The organism is Hyphomicrobium sp. 802, from assembly GCF_000526135.1.
Lineage (GTDB): Bacteria > Pseudomonadota > Alphaproteobacteria > Rhizobiales > Hyphomicrobiaceae > Hyphomicrobium_B.
In genome coordinates this window covers 3,577,257-3,596,066 of the sequence record NZ_JAFM01000001.1, presented here as the reverse complement: position 1 = coordinate 3,596,066, position 18,810 = coordinate 3,577,257, and the positions used below count along the sequence as shown (strand labels likewise).

Here is an 18,810-nt window from a genome sequence, read left to right as displayed (position 1 = left end):
ACCTTCGACTAAAAAGCGCGCAGAAAGACCATAATATGAACTAGTCATCCTATTGTTGGTATGATTATCTCACATTCGAAATTCGAGAGCGCTTCGCTCGAAACGAGTTTGAGCGGCCAATTCCGAACGTCGGAAGCTGCTGAATGATGCCGGCCTGCGCCGGCCAAGGAGGAATGGGTGTCGACGCCCACAGTGCAGCCTTACGCGACCCTGAGGGAAAACCTCGCCGTGCGTGATCGAAGTCTTCGAGAAAAGGTGATGTCTCTCGCAGAGGCCGCCGCTCTTATCCCTGATGGCGCGTCGGTTGGAATCGGCGGATCGACGATGTCGCGAACTCCGATGGCGATGATCTGGGAATTGATCCGCCAGCGCCGCAAAGCCCTGTCGTGCTCGCGCTGCATCGTTTCGACGGATGGTGATCTTCTTTTCGGATCCGGCGTCGCTGACGAGATTGTCACGAGCTGGTTCGCGCAAGGCATCCTTTGGGGATTGTCGAAGGTAATGCGCCACCACGTCGAGAAGGGCGACAAGCGCTATCAAGAATGGAGCCATATGGCGATCGGTATGCGCTTTCGCGCCGGCGGCATGGGCGTACCTTTTCTGCCGATCCGCTCGATGCTCGGCTCCGACGTCATGGCCCAGCGTCCGGAAGTGCGTGAAACGGATTGTCCCTTCACGGGTGAGAAGTTGCTTTTGGTGCCGGCGCTCAATCCTGATGTCGCATTGATCCACGTCCAGCGCTGTGACGCCTATGGCAACGCGCAGATTGATGGCCTTCAATTCATGGACATCGACCTCGCAATGGCCGCCAATTGCGTAATCCTGACGACGGAACGCATCGTCTCGAACGATCAAATCCGGCGTGCGCCCGATCACACGAAGATACCGTTCTTCTGCGTCGATGCCGTCGTCGAGGTTCCTTACGGCTCGGCGCCGCATGAATGCTACGGCCTTTATGAGCCGATGATGCAGCACATGGAATCTTATGTGGCGCAGGCCAACGCGGATCCTGTTGGAGGTGTGCTGAAATATCTTGAACGCTATGTCTACGAACCGAAGAACTGGGCCGCTTTCCTTTCGCTAATCGGGATGGAGGAACTCCTCGAAGCAACGAGGAAAGGCCGGAGCATGTACAATGACTGAGCGCAACAGCTACAGCGCAGCCGAGATCCTGACGGTCCTCAGCGCTCGCCAGCTCAAAGATGGGCAAGTCGTCTTCGCGGGCATCGGCATCCCGCTTCTCGCCGCAACGCTTGCGCAGCGCACCGGTTGCCCGGGTTTGACCATTCTGTTTGAAGGCGGGGTGGTTGGTGCATTTGTCGAGCCAGGCAAGCTGCCGCCATCGACCAACGATCAGCGCTGTACGAAGCGGGCGAACATGGTGCTCGGCAGCGCCGACGTGCTTTTGCTTCTTCAGCGCGGATACGTCGATATCGGGTTCATGGGCGGCGCGCAGATCGATCAATTCGGCAATCTCAATTCATCCTATATCGGCGATCCAGCCGCGCCGAAGACGCGTCTGCCGGGAACGGGTGGCGGCAACGATATTTCGAGCCTCACGAATATGATCGTGGCGATGAAGCACGAGAAGCGTCGCTTCGTGGAGTATGTCGATTTCATCACGAGTCCGGGATTCATCCGCGGGCACAACACGCGAGCCGAGCTCGGCCTTCCAGCCGGCGGCATGTTTCGTGTCATCACCGAGCTGGCTGTATTCGGATTTGATGACGAGACGCGGCGCATCAAGGTGCTTGCACTCAATCCCGGCGTGACGTCCGAAGAGGTGCAAGACAACACCGGATTCGATCTGACTTTCGATAGCAACGTCTTGGTAACCGAGCCGCCGACCAGTCGAGAGCTTGAAACGCTCAGGATGCTCGATCCCGAACGTCTTTTTACCGCCTAAGAAAAATTCACTGAGGACTAAGATGACAATGCTTTCCAAAACGTTCGGCGTCGCGGCACGGAATTTTACGGCCTATCCCGAAATGCCGAATGCGCGGCAGCTCGTCGATTATGGCGTTCGTGCCGAAGAGTTGGGATACGATTCCGTTTGGGTGTGGGATCATATGCTGCTCGGTGTCGATCCGAATTTTCCTATTATCGATTCTCTCACCGTCCTGACCGGAATTGCAGCACGCACCACGCGCATCAAGATGGGCACGGGCATTCTCGTTCTGCCGCTGCGCAACCCTGTTGTGCTCGCGAAGCAGCTCGCGAGCATGGATCAGTTGTCGGACGGTCGCCTGATCATGGGCATGGCGTCCGGCTGGTACAAGCGCGAGTTCGATGCCGTTGGTGTGCCGTTCGAAAAGCGCGGCAAGATCATGGACGAAAATCTCGAAATCCTGAACCGGTTGTGGACCGAAGACAAAGTGACCGGTCAGTACATGCATCACAACATGTCGTCAGCCGTGATGTATCCAAAGCCCGTGCAAAAGCCGCGTATGCCGCTCCTGGTCGGTGGTTATGTTGATAAGGTTCTACAACGCGCTGCGACCGCTGGTGATGGCTGGCTAACGTATTTCTACCGTCCGGCAGATTTCAAGAGGTCCTGGGACAAGATTCGCAGCTTCGCCAAGGATGCGGGAAAAGATCCCGACACGCTTCTCAACGCCTCTCAGCTTCCGATCATGATTGGACCGTCGAAGGCCGCCATCCAAGACGAGATGATGGATTGGCTCAACAAGGAATGGGATTTCCCAGCCCACAGCGATTGCTCGCGCGACAGCGCAATTATGGGGACAGTTGATGAGTGCGTCGAGCAATTGCGCGAGCACATAGCCGTCGGCGTGCAGAAGATCATCTTCGTTCCTTACAAGTATCAACCGGAGCAAGTCGAGATCATCGCGCGTGAAATCATCCCGCGCCTCAAGGCTCTTTGATTTTCTTGAAAATGACGACGTCCCGGAGACATTGGAATGACTGATCCGAACCGTAAGAAGATTCTCGATAAGATCGATACCAGCAAAGATCATGCTGTCGGCTTTCTAAGGGATATGGTGACTATCCCGAGCGTCACCGGCGACGAAGCCGCCATTCAGAAGTTCGTTTCGGAATACATGAAGACCGTAGGCCTCGACGTCGACATGTGGGAGACCAACTGGGAAGAGCTGAAGAAGCATCCTGGCTATCGTCCGGTCGATCGCGGCTATGAAGGTCGTCCGAATATCGTGGCAACGCTCAAAGGCACGGGTGGCGGTCGTTCGCTGCTTCTCAACGGCCATACGGACGTTATTCCGGTTGGCAATGGTGAAGGCTGGAGCGACAATCCTTGGTCTGCGAGTATCAAGGATGGCCGCATCTACGGCCGTGGCTCATGCGATATGAAGAGCGGCGTCGCGAGCCATATCCTGGCTGTGCAATACCTGAAGGAACTCGGCCTGACGCCCAAGGGCGACGTTATGATCAACGTCGTCATTGACGAAGAGGTCAGCGGTCACGGCACCCTCGATACGGTCATTCGCGGCTATACGGCGGACGCAGGCATTTCCGGCGAGACTAGCGACCTTGCTGTCCAGCCAGCATGCATCGGGCGCATCTGGTTCGAGATCGAGATCCAAGGCAAGCCTGCAGGTATCCAGCAACGTTACAAGGGCATCAGCGGCATCGAGCTTGGTAACAAGATCACTAAGGCCGTCGCCGATCTGGAAGCCAAGCGCATCGCGACAGTGACGCATCCGCTCTATCCAAGCGCAATCGACTCGCTGCCCTGCATCGTCGGTAGCTTCCAAGCCGGCAACTATCCGAGTGCCTTTCCCGCGAGTTGCTTGCTGAAAGGTAGTATCGGAACGGTGCCAAGCGAAGATCATGAGGGCGTCAAGCAGAGCTTGGTTGACGCCGTCGCTGAGGCGGCCGCGCAAGATCCATGGATGAAAGATCATCCACCGGTCGTGCGGTTCGTCGGCTACGATGCCGAGGCATCGGAAATTCCGCGCAACCATCCGATCGTCGAAACGGTGTCGCGCGCCTACACTGAAATCACCGGCAACGAGCCGGTCATCAGCGGCCGACAAGGTGCTGCCGACACGCGCTTTCTCAACAGCTATGGCAATACTCCGACCGTCATTTTTGGTCCGGGCTCAACAGCCATCATGCATGCTAATGACGAGTACGTTTCGATCGACGACTACATCACGTCGATTAAGGTCATGGCGCTGAGCATTTACGATTGGTGCAACAGCGAAACGGCCCAGTGAACTCATTAGGGGTGCCGACTGCCCAAACAATCGGCACCTCTGCGATGCCACGCTACCGATTGCCGATCAGGAAAGGCCCATTGAGCTCGAATTGACGGAGTAAATGACGAAGTTGGGGGTATCCTTTTCTGTATTTGCGGGATACCTCTCGTCAGAGCACTTTGACGGTCATCCATAAATCGAGCTCATGAACAAACTTTCCCTGATTTACGATCGCAGCCGGGTCCCGCTTTATCTCCAGGTCGCCTCGGTAATGCGCCAACGCATTGAAACCGGGCACTGGAAGGAAGGCGAGAAGATCTCAACGCTCGAAGAGCTTGAGAAAGAATTTCTTGTCGCCCGCGTTACGATCCGCCAAGCCGTTGAGATTCTGCGCGATGAGGGCCTGCTCGATTCCCAGCAGGGCCGCGGCACATTCGTTTCCGGAAAGCCGAAGAATAATCGCTGGTTCAATCTTGCAACCGATTTCGATTCTGTTCTCGAATCGCTCAAGCAGAATGTCGTCAAAAGCGTAAGCGTCCAAGAGAACGCCGGAAAGCCGAACCTCGGTTCAGGCGAAGGGCATCTCGCCGACTCTTATGCGTTTCTGCGAAGCGTCCAATACAACGACGGCGCACCATTTTCCGTCGTCAATCTTCACCTCGATCAGAAGATTTTTGCGCGCGACAGCAAGCGTTTCCTGCGTGGAGCGGCGCTGCCGGTCATTGTCGAAATGGGCGATGTCGTCATAGCACATGCTTATCAGACATTGACGATCGGCGTCGCAGATCCGGAAACCGCGGACCTCTTGAAAATCGGCCTTGGCGAACCGGTGGCTGACTGCCACCTCGTTCTTGTCGACGACCGCGACATCGCGATCTACAGCGCCAACATCCACTATATCAAAGATTGCTTTGCGGTCCGTTCCGACCTTCTCGGAAAAGGTGGAGCAAGAGGCCGTGCATCCGCAAAACGCAGGTGAGTCGTGTCATGCCGTGCCGACGTCAGGCCGGCACGCTCAAGACCTCGCTCGGCTTGCGGCCGACAATCGCTTCATAGCGCGCTTGATCGGTAGCGCCTTCGGTATTGATCACGAAGACGCGCGAATTTTCGTCGAGCCCAATGGCCCTTTTCGCATTCGGATCGGCTAGGGCCGCGATTAACCCGGCAAGCCCGGCACATCCGCTTTCGCCCGAGACAATCGCCGGGTCATTGTTGACCGGCGATGCGAGGCGTCGCATCGCATCTATAGCGTCTTCTTCGCGAAGCGTCATGAAAGCATCCGCGCAGCGGCTGAGGATGCGCCACCCCACCAACGACGGCTCGTAGCATTCGAGCATGGCCATGATCGTCGCTTCTCCTTGAGCGACTTTGACGGTATGCCCGGCCTTCGCGCTTTCAAAAACGCAGGCAGCCAACTCTGGCTCGACAACGATAAATTTTGGGCGTTGAGGGCCATAAACTCCCGCGAAATATCCGGCAACGCCTGCAGCCAAGCCGCCGACGCCAGCCTGCACAAACACGTGGGTCGGCGGCCGCGGCATGTCTCGGACGGCTTCTCCGAGCATCGCCGTATAGCCTTGCATAACGAGACTCGGAATACGCTCGTAGCCGGGCCACGAGGTGTCGGAGACGACGATCCATCCACGCTCGTCGCAAACGCGCTCGGCTTCCGCGACGGAGTCATCGTAACTGCCGTTGACGCGGATCATCGTGGCGCCGAACTTCGCGATGGCCTCGACGCGCTCGTCACTGACGCCGGAGTGGACGAAGATCGCAGCTTTGGCGCCGACGAGTTCGGCGCCTGCGGCGACCGAACGGCCGTGATTGCCGTCAGTCGCACAGCCGACGGTCATCCGTTCGGCGATATGACGGACTTCGGGCGAGTGCAGATCGCGAATGTCGACGGGCTTGCCCAGCTGTCGACTTGCTTCTTCAAGAACCAGACGAATAACCGCGTAAGAACCACCGAGCGCTTTGAAGCTGCCGAGTCCAAGACGTGTGCTCTCGTCTTTGATCTCTATCGAAGCGACGCCGAGTTCGCGCGCCAGACCCGGCAGCCGCCGTAAGTGCGTCGGCTCGTGATTTCTGCGGTACGTGAGGAAGCGTTCGACTTCCGCCGTCGCTTCGGCGCTGAGCACGGCGGCGTCGGTCGAGTCGAGAGGAGCGTTGTGATCTGGATGCGCGTTGAGGATGAGCATGCTGAGACTTCGGCTGTGGGTTCGAAGGTACGATGCGAGAGTGAGCGATGAGCCAATTAATTGAGCAATTAGCGCGCTTGAACTTCGCCTCGATTGAGTACATCCTATTATACTAATGTTAGTATAACAATGGGCATTGAGCCGCATGAACAGGAACGTCGCGACGATAAACGGCCATGCGCGTTCGTTGCGTCGCTTTGGCCTCTCGTCGGTGCGGCTCTGGTTTCGGAAATTCCTTCGCGAATACGAAAAAACGCTCATTGCGTCTGACATGCCGTGCGAAACGCCACACTCAGCCCGCATCTGGTGCTCGCACACGAGGTGCGCGCGACGACCGGATATCCGCAAACAACGCCACGAAGGTTGATATGAACCCCAACGCTACCGAAACGATCGACGGATTGAAAACCTACAAGCTTTTCATCGACGGCGAGTGGGTAACCTCAAAGCGCAACGAAATCGCCGACGATCTCAATCCGGCAACCGGAGAAGTTTTCGCACGCACTCAGCAGGCGGGTGGAGAGGAAGTTGAGAATGCGATTGCAGCCGCTTATCGCGCCAACGCGACGTGGGGTGAAAGCCTTGCGGCCGAGCGCGAGACGCTTCTTTTGCGCGTTGGAGAGGTCGTGGCGCGGCGCAAGGAAGAGATCCGCGATCTTCTGATCGAGGAATGCGGCTCGGCCTTCAGCAAGGCGCTCTGGGAAATTGATTACGTTATCGATCTGATGCGCAGCACGGCTGGCGATGTTCGCCATCTCTTCGGTGAGACGATGCCGATGACGATGCCGGGTCAGATTTCGATGTCGGTCAGGCGGCCGCTGGGAGTCATCGCCGGTATCGCCCCCTTCAATTCGCCGTTTCTGCTTTCAATGAAGAAGATCGCTTTCGCGCTTTCGGCCGGAAACACGTTCGTTCTAAAGCCATCCGAGGAAACGCCGATCTCTGGCGCTATCATCGCCGACGTGTTTCAGGAGGCGGGTTTGCCGAAAGGTGTGCTCAACGTCATTCCGGGTGCTCCCAAGGAAATCGGCGCAACACTTCTGGCAGATGCGCGCGTCCGCATGATTACGTTCACGGGCTCGACGCGAACGGGTCGCTATCTGGCGGTCGAAGCTGCGCGCAATCTGAAGCGTTTCACGCTTGAAATGGGTGGAAAAAGCCCGCTCATTGTTCTGAAGGATGCCGATCTCGATTACGCTGTCGATGCGGCTGCATTCGGTATTTTTCTACATCAGGGCCAAGTCTGCATGGCCAACTCGAAGGTCATCGTCGAGGCGCCGCTGTACGAGGAATTCTCAAAGCGCTTCCTCGCCAAGACGGCGAAGATCAAAGTCGGCGATCCGCGCGATCCCGAAACTGTTGTCGGTCCGCTGATCCGGCGCTCGCAGTGTGAGTTCATCGATGGCCACATCAAAGACGCCGTCGATAAAGGCGCGCGCTTACTAACTGGCGGCACCCACGAAGGCGCGTTCTATCAGCCGACGGTGCTCGCCGGCGTGACGCCCGAGATGCGCATCTATCATGAGGAAAGCTTCGGCCCGGTCGTCTCGCTTATCTCGGTTGGGGATTCGGAAGAGGCGCTGCGCGTCGCCAACGATACGGCTTACGGCCTTTCCGCCGCCGTCATCACCAACGATTTGCAGAAGGCGCTAGATCTTTCCATGCGTCTTGAGTCCGGAATGGTGCATGTCAATGACACGACGATCACTGACGAGCCACACGTTCCGTTCGGCGGTGTCAAGAACAGCGGTTTCGGCCGTGAGGGCGGTCGCTATTCCATGGAAGAAATGACTGAAGTGAAGTGGATTACGCTGCAGATGGGACAGCGTCAGTTCCCATTCTGACAATGAAACTGCAGGGGTGAGCTTCTGCTCGTCCCTGCGAACTCTCAATTGGATGCTTCAACCGCACAGCGCGCGCTGTAGATCCTTCGAAGTCGAAACCGCACCAAAAATTCCGCCTTCCGTCGTGATCGTGCGCAACGCGGCGTCATGGTTGGCTGTCTCGGTCGCCGCGCAGCAATCAGAAAGCGTCAGGCACTCGTAGCCGCGATCGACAGCCTCGCGAAGCGTCGAGTGCACACATACGTCTGTCGTCACGCCCGTCAAAATCAAATGCGTGATCCCGCGCGCCGCTAGAATCTGGGCCAGATCCGTATTGTAAAAGGCGCTATAGCCCGGTTTATCGACAACCGGCTCGCCCTCGGCAGGGCGCAGCTCTTCGATAATGTCCCAGCCTTCCTCGCCGCGGATCAGCAAACCGCCGAGCGGGCCCTTCGAGCCGATCTTGCCGCCGCCATTCTCCGAGCGCCAAAGCTTGAGCGGTGACAGATCGCTGCCGTCTGCCCGATGCCCTTCACGCGTGTAGACGACGAGGCCGCCAGCGGCGCGAATGGCATCGCGGGCCGTCCGAATGGCGGGAATGGTTCCGCGCGCTGCATCGATGCCATAGCCCATACGATGCACGTAGCCACCTTCGGAACAGAAATCTTTCTGCATATCGATGATCAACAGCGCGCATCGGTGTGGATCGAGTTTTTGGTCGTGCGGCCACGTGTAGGGCACGGCTTCTACCGCCATCGGCATCACTTTCTCTTGCGGTCTAGGAGCGGCAATCGCGTTCCCTGCTTTCAAACAGCTTGACTCTAGAATACTTCAAATTCAAAATCGAGTTCTAATATGTATTTTATTTGGGATCCTAAAAGGAAAAAGGCAAAATTTCCATGTCTTTTGAAGACATTGCATCGGTGACTCCGATCAACGGCGCGGTCCGTTCTAGCGGTGAAAAAAGCTCGCTGTCGCAGGAGGTCTACGCGCGTCTGAAGCAGAGCATTTTCGATTTTCGGATGCCGCCGGGGCAGCGCTACTCGGAGCAGGAACTGGCTGTGGCGTTACAAGTCTCGCGCACGCCGTTGCGACTTGCGCTGCATGTGCTCGCTCACGAGGGCTACCTGCAAAATGTTGGCGGTCATTCCGCTTGGCAGGTTCGCCCGCTCGATCTGAGCTTCTACGAAGACCTTTATGATTTTCGCGTCGAGATCGAAGCTTTGGCGCTTCGCAGGATCTGCGCACGGGACGTCGCGCCAGACCTGTCCGAGTTGCGTGCCTTTTGGTGTGTTCCGAAAGAAGCCCGCGAGCTTGACGGAGCAATCGTCGGTCCGAAGGATGAAGAGTTTCACCGGACGCTTATCAGGCTATCCGGCAATCAGGCGATGGCGCGCGCGTTCGACGAACTGACGGACCGCATCCGTATCATTCGCCGCCTGGATTTCGTCAGCCCTGAACGGATCGCCGTCGCTTACGATGAGCACAGCCAGATCTTAGCAGCCGTCGAAGCACGCGACGCCGCTTTATCCGAGCGTTTGATCCGCCATCACATCGAGACGTCCCGGATCGAGATCCGCAAATTGACGCTCCATCATATGGCCATTGCTACGGGCACGACGGCGCCTGTCGGCGCGGCTGCAAGATCGAAATAATGACGAAAACCAGGAGTTCGCCATGAATTACGTTCCCCCACAATCAGCGTCTGGATTCGACGCCGGCGCGGAAGACAAAGTTCTGATCAACGATTGGCACGTCGTCGCCTTCACCGAAGAAGTGCCGCAGAACAAGCTCGTTCCGACGACGCTGATGGGGCGCGATCTGGTGATATGGCGCGATAAGAACGATCAGATCCACGTCTGGGAGGACCTCTGCCTGCATCGTGGGGCTCGCCTCTCGAAGGGCTTCATCAAGGACGACAAGGTCGTCTGCCCGTATCATGGCTGGAATTATGATGGCACCGCGAAGTGCGTATTCATGCCGGCTGCGCCGCAAGACCAGCCGATGAAGAAGGCCAAGGCGATTGCCCATCACGCGCAGGATAAGTACGGCTTCGTCTGGGCTTGCATCGGTACGCCAGCGAACGACATTCCGGCGTTTCCGGAGTGGGACGATCCGAGCTACAAGAAGGTCAACTGCGGACCTTATCCGTTCCGTTCGGCATATCGCGCCGTCGAAAACTTCATCGACGCAACGCATTTCCCGTTCGTGCACGCGGGCGTCAACGGCATCATCGACGAGCCCGATCCGATTGCAGGATATGACGTAACCGAAGACGAGAACGGTCTTGCTTCGACAGAGGTCCGCGTGACGCAGCCCTACGGCGATCCCCGTAACATTCCGGTGACCGCGTACTACGCTTACAAGTGTCTTCGCCCGCTCGTTGCCTATTTCAAGAAACGCGTCGTCATTTCCGACCCTGCGCGTGCGCATCTCGGCAATGACAACGATCGTTTCTGCACTTTTCTCACGGCTCAGCCTGTCGATGAAACCCACAGCATCGTGCGCATCTGCTGCGCTATGAATTTCACGCCAGCGCCGACGGACGAGGAAGTCCGCCGCCGTCAGGATCTCGTTTACCAGCAGGACGGCGACATCGTCGATACGCAGCGTCCGGAGCGCATTCCCGTCGATCTCCGTTACGAGCTGCATCATCGCAGCGATCTGATGGGCCAGAAGTACCGGAGCTGGTTGAAGAACATGGGCGTCACGTATGGCACTTTCGGAAGTCTCTGAGTCGTCAGCTGCCGTGTCGAACTCCATGACGATTCCGACGCGCCTACAGAGCGTCACGTATGCGACAGATGACGTGCGTCTTTTCGAGTTTGCGTCGCTGAACGGTCCGTTACCGCTCGGTGATGCAGGCGCACACATCGACGTTCACCTGCCCGAAAAACGGCTGCGCCAATACTCTCTGATCACGCCGCTGTCTTCGTCAAAGAGCGTCGTGATCGCGGTGAAGCGCGAGCCTTCGGGGCGTGGTGGCTCGGTCTTTCTTCATGATACGGCGCGCGTCGGATCTGAAATCTCCATAAGCCCGCCGCGCAACAATTTCGAACTCGACGAGAACGCATCCGAGACGTTGCTCCTGGCAGGCGGGATCGGCATTACGCCGATTTACTCGATGTTCGTTCGCCTGCTGCAACTCGGTCGTCCCGTTCGATTACACTATTGGTGCCGGTCCGAGGCGCATGCGCTGTTTCGTGACGAGCTAAAACATCACGCTAACACGGCAACAATCCACAGCGCAGAGCCGAGCCGCCCTTCGGTCGCCGAGATCATAAAGTCGGCCGGTCCGCAGACTGAGATCTACTGCTGTGGTCCAACACGCATGCTCGACGCATCTGCGCAAGGCGTTGCAGATCCCGCTCGGCTGCACATCGAGCGTTTTGGCGGCGAGGCGATCAAACCCAGCGGCGACGCGGCCGGTGCCTTCACTGTCCATCTTGCGCGTAAAGGCATCGATGTCCCTATCGCGCCGGAACAGACGATCCTGGAGGTGCTCCTGGCTTTAGGCGTCGATGTTCCTTACTCATGCGAGGAAGGCATATGCGGAGCGTGCGAAACAAAAGTCATCTCCGGCTCGCCCTCTCACTGCGATCGCGTGCGTAGCGCAGACGAAAGTAATCGCCGGCAGACCATGATGATATGCTGTTCGCGGTGTTTCGACGGTCGGCTTGTGTTGGATATTTAGAGGCCACGCGAGGTCGTTCGCCAGCGTGCTCACGATTATAGCCGACATACATCCCAATGGGGGCGGTGGCTTATCGTGCTGCGCCTCCAGGAGGCGGCTCGTACGCTTGATGTCAAAAAAATGGTGGGATGAGTCGTTGCGAACCCGAACTTACGTTTTTGTTCGGAGTACTTGATGTCCCATGATTATGCCGCGTCCACATTTGCCTTCTGCTCGTCGAGCCAGGATAGAAGCTTGGGTATCTCTCGGTCCGGATAATGAACCAGTTCGACTTCCGAAGGAGTCTACATCAAGCAAAGTCAAGCGTCGCGTGCCCCAATCAAGCGAAAACCACCCTAATCGGGCTTTGCATCTAAGGCGAGATCGAGCTGTCCGTCCGCATCGGATACAAATTTCGAGACAGCGACGCCGACTAACCGAATGCCCTTTGAGACGGGATAAACGGATCGCACAAGTGACAGACTAATATCGCGAAGGCGATCGTGTGTCGCGATGGGCGCCGTTACTGTGCGGCTCCGGGTGATAATCTGGAAATCTGTATATTTGATTTTTACCGTGACTGTCGCACCGAAGCTCCGGTTCTTCTCGCACCAGACCCAGACATCATCGGCCATCTCAAGGACGCCCTCTTCGATTTCGGCTGGAAGAAAGCGGTCCTCGGGAAACGTCGTCTCGGAGCCCGACGATTTTCTCGGCCGGTTCGGCTCGACGGGTCGATCATCCTCGCCGCGCGCAATTGCATAATACCACCCGCCGGATTTACCGAAATGCTGCTGGAGGAATTCGAGGGACTGCGCGCGAAGATCGGCACCGGTGTAAATCCCGAGCGTGTTGAGCTTCTCGGCTGTCACAGGCCCTACGCCGTGAAATTTCTTGACGGCTAAGGCTTCAATGAATTCTGCTCCGCGCTGGGGGGGAATGACAAACTGGCCGTTGGGCTTGTGCATATCGGAGGCGAGCTTGGCCAAAAACTTGTTGTAGGAAACGCCCGCTGAAGCCGTGAGGCCGGTCTCGGAGAAGATCCGAGAGCGAATTTCGGTGGCAGTATCGGCTGCCGTGGGCAGGCCACGCAGGTTTTCCGTCACGTCGAGATAGGCCTCGTCGAGAGAGAGCGGTTCAAAGAGCGGCGTATACTCGGCGAAGATTTCTCGGATCTGGCGCGAGATGGCGCGATAGACCTCAAAGCGTGGCGGTACAAAGATGAGATCTGGGCATTGCCGCAGCGCCGTCGTTGAAGCCATCGCCGAGCGCACGCCGAACGCCCGAGCTTCATAGCTCGCGGCTGCGACGACGCCGCGTTTAGCACCATGGCCGACTGCAACGGGCTTGCCGCGCAGATCAGGATTATCTCGTTGCTCGACTGAGGCGTAGAACGCGTCCATGTCGACATGGATAATCTTGCGGATAACTGTGTCGCCCATATCGAGCACCTAACACATCCACGCTCGGACTGAGAAACCGCGCTATCCACTACTGGTTCTCGGTGGGCAGAGTCACTACGAACCGGAATCCAAGCAGTACGATGTTCATTCTAAGCCACGGTACCGATAGCCGCACATCTAAGGAAGGCTTCGCAGAAAAAGCTGTCGAGGACGAGTGAGGGGTAGTGCGCTGCACATGGCCGAAATGTTCCAAATGGCGACCTTTGCAATTGCAGCACAGCTTGCCGCCCGATAGCCGGTTTGCCGAGTAAGCGGCTACCGCTGCTTTGCTCGCCGCGTATCCCGCCTCGTATGGAATGCCGCGAATTCCGGCTAGGCTTGAAATGCCGATGATGTGTCCTCGTCCACGTGCCAGCATGGAAGGGATAGTGGCTTCGATAAGCGAGACTGTACCCATGAGATTGGTCAGAACGACTTTTTCAAACTCCTGACCCAGGAAATTATCGACGGTCGATGCGCGACAAATTCCAGTTGACGATATGTGAATATCGATGAGGCCGAGTTGGTCGCTGATCGTTTGGATCGCCTCCGCTACCTTAGAGCGCTCCCGCACATCCACGGCCTTGGAGCAACAGCGGACGCCGTTGCGTCGCAGATCGTCGGTGAGAAGTTGGAGCGCAGGACTGTCGTAGTCCAGAAGTCCCAGACTTGCCCCGCGCTCAGCGAGCAGATGGCATAATGCCTTGCCAATTCCGCTGGCGGCGCCTGAAATAACAATGACCTTACCATCCACTCTCATAGCCAAACCTTCCGGGCTCGCCTGGACGAAAAATCTGCGCACTCGGCGACGAGTTTTTGCGCGAACAGTCCATTCGCCACTCTTATGTCGTGGTCAGATGGACAGCACAGGGACTTATCATCGGAGCCGCGGGCGCCAGCGATCTATAAGATCTCTCGGCCATTCCAGGATTGGGGGCGGCTGTTGCGCACGGTCTTAGGTTGTTCGCCGGGCGCAGTGGATGCTCCATTTACTTGGGGACCGTGCCAATCAAAGTGACACTTTGGCGTGCTGAGTGTCGTCTGTTTCCGGTGTGCTTTTCTGCAAGACCGCTTTCTTGCCGCTGAAAAGATATTTGACGCAGCGGGAGCCACTATTGTCCCAATATTCCCCACTTTTCGGAGAGATGGCTAGAAGGCATAGGTCTGCATCGTCCTTCCCACCAGCAAACCAGATGCGCCATGTTTCCGACCATAACTTTTCGATAGTTTCCCGGTCGCGTACCACACGCGCTACTCCGTAAAGAGCGGCATACTCGCTGGTGACTTGGAATGTCACGCTCACGTGGGGATCATTAGAAATCTCGGCTATCTTCGGGGAAGACAAGCCGGTGGCACAATAGAGTTCTTCATTGTCTGCAAGCTTGGCGATCGTCATCGGCCTCGCGTGCAGTCCGCCTTGGGCCGTCCGTGTCGTCAGCATCGCGCCGCTGAAATCCTTGAGCAGGTCGTGAAGGTGTTCTTTTGTGTCAGTCATGAGGTGTTCCGGAACAGAACTTTCCCAATGGCAACACATCCCCATGCTGTGCAGTTCCAAACGCAAAGTCGGTCTGAAGGGATAGCTCGCACATAGATCGGCCATAACTCGCCGAACTACGTCACCGCTGGCAACCATTCCAAATGCTTTTCAAGAGTGATCGGATAATCTCGAACGCGCACACCAGTGGCATTGTAGACGGCATTGGCGACCGCGGCGCCGACGCCACAAAGGCCGAGTTCGCCGATGCCCTTGGCCTTCATTGGATTGGCCTTGTCATCGATCTCATCGAGAAACACGACGTCCTGGTGAGGTATGTCCAAATGAACAGGCACTTCATAGCTGGCGAGGTCGTGATTGACGAAGAAGCCATACCTCTTGTCGATTGCGAGTTCTTCCATCAACGCGCCGCCGACGCCCATGGTCATCGCGCCGATGACTTGGCTACGCGCTGACTTAGGATTTAAAATACGGCCCGAAGAGCAGACCGCGAGCATACGGCGAACGCGCACGACACCGGTAAAAGCATCGACTCCAACCTCGACGAAGTGCGCGCCGAACGTGGACAACTGATAAGTTTTTGCCAGATCACCGAATTCGATTTTGTCCTCCCCGACGAGTTCTCCCGACGCTGCGGCATCCTTGAGGCTTGATGAGCGATTGCCGCTTCTCACGCTCCCGTTCGCGAATTCGGCGTCGGCCGAGTTGAAGCCCAGACGCTGCGCGATGGCTTCTCTTAACTGGATGCATGCGGCGTACACGCCGGATGTGGCGTTAGCCGCGCCGAACTGGCCGCCCGATCCAGCTGAGACTGGAAAAGCCGAGTCGCCAAGCTTCACGACAACATCATCCAAGTTGACGCCCATCATCTCTGCGGCGGTTTGCGCGATGATCGTATAGCTGCCAGTTCCGATATCAGTCATATCGGTTTCGACAATGATCTCACCGCCGGAACTCAGCCGCACGCGGGCTGCGGAAGGCACATTTAGATGGTTCCGAAATGCGGCGGCCATGCCGATCCCGATTAGCCATCTCCCTTCGCGTACCTGAGCGGGCGAAGAATTTCGCTTCGACCAACCAAACCGATCGGCGCCTTCGCGCATACATCGTACCAATTGCCGATCAGAAAATCGGCGCTCAGGTTTTTCCGGATCGACTTGGGTATCATTCTTTTCTCGAAAAGTTATGGGATCCATCCCAAGCTTTTCTGCCATTTCGTCGATGGCGATTTCCAAGGCCATAAGACCTGGAGCTTCGCCCGGCGCACGCATCGCGTTGCCCTCGGGCAGGTCGAGCACGGCAAGCCGCATCGACGTCAATCGGTTTGCACCGGCATAAAGAAGTTTAGTCTGGTTGACAGCCGTCTCTGGATGCCCATCTGGTTGATTGCCCGATCCGCTCTCATGCGCGATCGCCAAGATAGCGCCGCTGTGATCGACGCCGATGCGGATACGCTGAATCGTCGCTGGTCGATGGGTGGAATTATTCGGAATCAACGGGCGCGGCATGGCCACTTTGACGGGTCGCTTCGCAGCTAAAGCGCCAAGCGCAGCCGTCAGTGCGTCTGAACGGAGAAACAATTTCCCGCCAAATCCCCCGCCGACGTACGGCGAGATCAAACGGACCTTATTTTTTGGTATATTGAGGGTCGTCGCGAGATCCGTGTGGCCCCAGTCGATCATCTGATTAGATGTCCAAACTGTAAGTTCGTCGCCGCTCCACGCAGCAATGGATGCGAAGGGCTCCATCATCATGTGGCTTTGATCTGGCGTGACATAAGTCTCGTCGAGCTTCACGGGTGCATCCGCAAATGCCTGCTCGAAATGACCGACGCGCTCTTCCCTCGCGGGCGAACCGCTATTCGGATCGCCGGCGAAGGGCGCACTCTTCCATCGATCGGCGAGATTGAACTGGCCTGGGGAACGATCGTAATCGACCCGAATAAGCGATGCAGCTGCTCTGGCCTGTTCGAATGTTTCAGCCACCACGATCGCAATCGCTTGATGGTAGTGATCGATCTCGGGCCCTCCAAGCAGTTTCGCGGTATTGCGTTTTCCTTTTCCGAGCTTGCCCGCGTCTTGCGCGGTAACGATAGCAACCACTCCAGGAGATGCCTTCGCCTGCGCGAGGTCCATTGAGTGAATACGCCCCTTGGCGATCGCGGATCCAAGGATAAAGCCGTAAGCCAGATCTGAAAGCTCATGGTGCTCATAGGCGTACGGGGCACTACCGGTTGTCTTCAGCGGCCCTTCGATGCGTTCGCGAGCGCGCCCTACGACCAGCATTTTATCGATCGGATTCGCGCCGGCGGGCGTGTCGAATTTCATTGGTTTAGCCCTTCGACTGCTCGATGACGGATGCGAGCGCTCTCGTCGCTAACGTCAGCTTGAATGAGTTATCTTTCGTTGGCGTCGCACCTTGAAATGCACGCGAGGTAACGGCTTCTGCGCCTTGTGGAAGAAGGGACTCGGCCGCTTCGACGCGCCACGGCTTAGGCGCAACGCCGCCGAACGCGACGCGGCCGCTCCCATCCGATTGAATGACGGCTGCGACCGAGACGAGTGCAAAGGCGTAGGAAGCGCGGTCGCGGACTTTTTCATAGAAGTGCTTGCCGCCAAGCGGCGCCGGCAGCGTGACGGCAATTATCAACTCGTCAGGGCGCAGTGTCGTTTCAACATGGGGAGTATCCCCCCACAAGCGATGAAAGTCTGCGATTGGAATGGAACGCTGCTGACCGCGGGAGTCTATGGTTTCCACGACGGCGTCGAGCAGCCGCATCGCAACCGGCATATCACCTGGAAAAGTAGCTATGCATGATCCGCTTATTCCAATAATTCCGAGTTGACGAGAGTAGCCGGCAATTGCGGCGCAGCCCGATCCGGGACTGCGCTTGTTGCACGCCATATTCGTATCATAGAAATATGGACATCGCGTACGCTGGAGCAAATTACCGGCGGTCGAAGCTTTGTTTCGAAGCTGCCCCGATGCGCCCGCTACGATTGCGCGGGTAAGAACTTGATAGTCCCGTCTAACGCGCGCATCCGCAGCAAGATCAGTGTTTGTCACGAGCGCACCGATCCGCAGTCCTCCGTCGCCGGTAGTCTCGATCTTGTCGAAGCCTAGATCTTGAACATCTACGAGGTGGGTTGGTGCCTCAATTTCCAGCTTCATCAAGTCAAGGAGGTTCGTGCCGCCAGCGATAAACTTCGCGCCAGTCCGGCCAGCGACCGCTCGCGCCGCAGACACTGGATCTTTTGCGCGTTCGTATGAGAAAGCCTTCATTCGCTAACTCCGGCGATCTCGGCCATAGCTTCTGCAATGTTGGAATAGGCCCCGCAGCGGCAAATATTTCCGCTCATCCGCTCGCGCATTTCGATATTTGTGGCGCGGGGCTGATCAGCCGGGTTCTCTTGAGCGTGGCTCGGAATGCCCCGCTTGATCTCGTCTAAAACCGCAACTGCCGAGCATATTTGGCCAGGCGTACAATAGCCGCACTGATATCCGTCATGCTTGATGAAGGCAGCTTGCATCGGATGGAGCTTATCCGGCGTTCCCAAGCCCTCGATTGTCGTTATCTCGTCGCCATCGTGCATGACGGCGAGACTGAGGCATGAATTTATTCGCACGCCGTCTACCAGAACGGTGCAGGCACCGCATTGGCCATGGTCGCAGCCCTTCTTTGTGCCTGTCAGGTAGAGGTGTTCGCGCAGCGCATCGAGGAGCGTCGTGCGCGGGTCAATAGAAAGTTCCTGTTTCCTTCCATTGACTGCAAATCGAACCGAAATATTCAAAATTTGCTCCGCATTGGCTTCAGACGGAGTTGCGACGCCTGCCACCTTCACTGCCGCAGCTGACGCCGCGCTCCCTGCGAGCACGTGCCGACGAGACATTTCGAAACCAGTCGACTTCGACATGGATCTCACCCTTTCCCGGCAGGCCCACTCATGGCTCCGTATTCGCCTGTAACTCGGTGGAAACGGGATTCGTTCAATGACGGG

17 protein-coding genes are annotated in these 18,810 nt (G+C 57.1%); 9 read left to right on the top strand and 8 right to left on the bottom strand.

Annotated elements, in window-relative coordinates; translation table 11 throughout:
- Positions 1–258 precede the first annotated feature (258 nt).
- The 5 genes from HYP802_RS0118265 to HYP802_RS0118245 all read left to right on the top strand — a co-directional run bounded on the left by HYP802_RS0118265 (position 259) and on the right by HYP802_RS0118245 (position 5,160).
- The gene (locus tag HYP802_RS0118265) at positions 259–1,143 is read left to right on the top strand and encodes a CoA-transferase (RefSeq protein ID WP_081740994.1); all 885 of its coding nucleotides are present in this window, start codon (positions 259–261) and stop codon (positions 1,141–1,143) included.
- Entirely contained in the window at positions 1,136–1,906 is a 771-nt protein-coding gene (locus HYP802_RS0118260; protein ID WP_013949150.1) for a 3-oxoadipate--succinyl-CoA transferase subunit B, read from the top strand. Before HYP802_RS0118265 ends, HYP802_RS0118260 begins: the two co-directional genes overlap by 8 nt.
- Before the next feature lie 22 nt (positions 1,907–1,928).
- On the top strand, positions 1,929–2,885 hold the full coding sequence (locus HYP802_RS0118255) for a TIGR03619 family F420-dependent LLM class oxidoreductase (RefSeq protein WP_013949149.1): 957 nt from the start codon (positions 1,929–1,931) through the stop codon (positions 2,883–2,885).
- Between the two features lie 36 nt (positions 2,886–2,921).
- Positions 2,922–4,199, top strand: coding sequence for an ArgE/DapE family deacylase (locus HYP802_RS0118250; protein WP_013949148.1), 1,278 nt, complete (start codon positions 2,922–2,924; stop codon positions 4,197–4,199).
- 187 nt (positions 4,200–4,386) lie between these two features.
- Complete coding sequence (locus HYP802_RS0118245) at positions 4,387–5,160, top strand: GntR family transcriptional regulator (protein ID WP_013949147.1); 774 nt, start codon at positions 4,387–4,389, stop codon at positions 5,158–5,160.
- Between the two features lie 22 nt (positions 5,161–5,182).
- On the opposite strand, the gene HYP802_RS0118240 is transcribed toward HYP802_RS0118245, so the two are convergent.
- Positions 5,183–6,379 (bottom strand): diaminopropionate ammonia-lyase, encoded by a 1,197-nt coding sequence (locus HYP802_RS0118240; protein WP_024276289.1) that lies wholly within the window; start codon positions 6,377–6,379, stop codon positions 5,183–5,185.
- A 368-nt stretch (positions 6,380–6,747) separates the two neighbouring features.
- On the opposite strand from HYP802_RS0118240, the gene HYP802_RS0118230 reads away from it, so the two are divergent.
- Positions 6,748–8,223 (top strand): aldehyde dehydrogenase family protein, encoded by a 1,476-nt coding sequence (locus HYP802_RS0118230; RefSeq protein ID WP_013949145.1) that lies wholly within the window; start codon positions 6,748–6,750, stop codon positions 8,221–8,223.
- A 57-nt stretch (positions 8,224–8,280) separates the two neighbouring features.
- On the opposite strand, the gene HYP802_RS0118225 is transcribed toward HYP802_RS0118230, so the two are convergent.
- Positions 8,281–8,964 carry an isochorismatase family cysteine hydrolase gene (locus tag HYP802_RS0118225; protein ID WP_013949144.1) on the bottom strand — a complete coding sequence of 228 codons (684 nt, stop codon included), beginning with the start codon at positions 8,962–8,964 and terminating at the stop codon, positions 8,281–8,283.
- A 137-nt stretch (positions 8,965–9,101) separates the two neighbouring features.
- Between HYP802_RS0118225 and HYP802_RS0118220 the strand changes: the two genes are divergently transcribed.
- From HYP802_RS0118220 to HYP802_RS0118210, 3 genes are read left to right on the top strand one after another with little or no spacing between them, the layout of a single operon-like run.
- Positions 9,102–9,857 (top strand): GntR family transcriptional regulator, encoded by a 756-nt coding sequence (locus HYP802_RS0118220; protein ID WP_013949143.1) that lies wholly within the window; start codon positions 9,102–9,104, stop codon positions 9,855–9,857.
- A 22-nt stretch (positions 9,858–9,879) separates the two neighbouring features.
- A complete protein-coding gene (locus HYP802_RS0118215) occupies positions 9,880–10,938 on the top strand; it encodes an aromatic ring-hydroxylating dioxygenase subunit alpha (protein WP_024276286.1) in 1,059 nt (352 codons plus the stop codon).
- Positions 10,916–11,896 carry a PDR/VanB family oxidoreductase gene (locus HYP802_RS0118210; protein ID WP_013949141.1) on the top strand — a complete coding sequence of 327 codons (981 nt, stop codon included), beginning with the start codon at positions 10,916–10,918 and terminating at the stop codon, positions 11,894–11,896. The genes HYP802_RS0118215 and HYP802_RS0118210 overlap by 23 nt, the downstream gene beginning before the upstream one ends.
- A 335-nt stretch (positions 11,897–12,231) precedes the next feature.
- Here HYP802_RS0118210 and dinB read toward each other — a convergent pair whose 3' ends face one another.
- The 6 genes from dinB to paoA all read right to left on the bottom strand — a co-directional run bounded on the left by dinB (position 12,232) and on the right by paoA (position 18,726).
- Positions 12,232–13,317, bottom strand: coding sequence for a DNA polymerase IV (gene dinB / locus HYP802_RS0118205; protein WP_013949140.1), 1,086 nt, complete (start codon positions 13,315–13,317; stop codon positions 12,232–12,234).
- 49 nt (positions 13,318–13,366) lie between these two features.
- Complete coding sequence (locus HYP802_RS0118200; RefSeq protein ID WP_013949139.1) at positions 13,367–14,077, bottom strand: SDR family NAD(P)-dependent oxidoreductase; 711 nt, start codon at positions 14,075–14,077, stop codon at positions 13,367–13,369.
- Between the two features lie 249 nt (positions 14,078–14,326).
- Entirely contained in the window at positions 14,327–14,812 is a 486-nt protein-coding gene (locus tag HYP802_RS0118195) for a pyridoxamine 5'-phosphate oxidase family protein (RefSeq protein WP_013949137.1), read from the bottom strand.
- A 116-nt stretch (positions 14,813–14,928) separates the two neighbouring features.
- Positions 14,929–17,139: an aldehyde oxidoreductase molybdenum-binding subunit PaoC gene (gene paoC / locus HYP802_RS0118190; protein ID WP_013949136.1), complete on the bottom strand. Its 2,211-nt coding sequence runs from the start codon at positions 17,137–17,139 to the stop codon at positions 14,929–14,931.
- Between the two features lie 4 nt (positions 17,140–17,143).
- Positions 17,144–18,094 (bottom strand): xanthine dehydrogenase family protein subunit M, encoded by a 951-nt coding sequence (locus HYP802_RS0118185; RefSeq protein ID WP_013949135.1) that lies wholly within the window; start codon positions 18,092–18,094, stop codon positions 17,144–17,146.
- Entirely contained in the window at positions 18,091–18,726 is a 636-nt protein-coding gene (gene paoA / locus HYP802_RS0118180) for an aldehyde dehydrogenase iron-sulfur subunit PaoA (RefSeq protein ID WP_013949134.1), read from the bottom strand. Before paoA ends, HYP802_RS0118185 begins: the two co-directional genes overlap by 4 nt.
- Between the last annotated feature and the right edge of the window lie 84 nt (positions 18,727–18,810).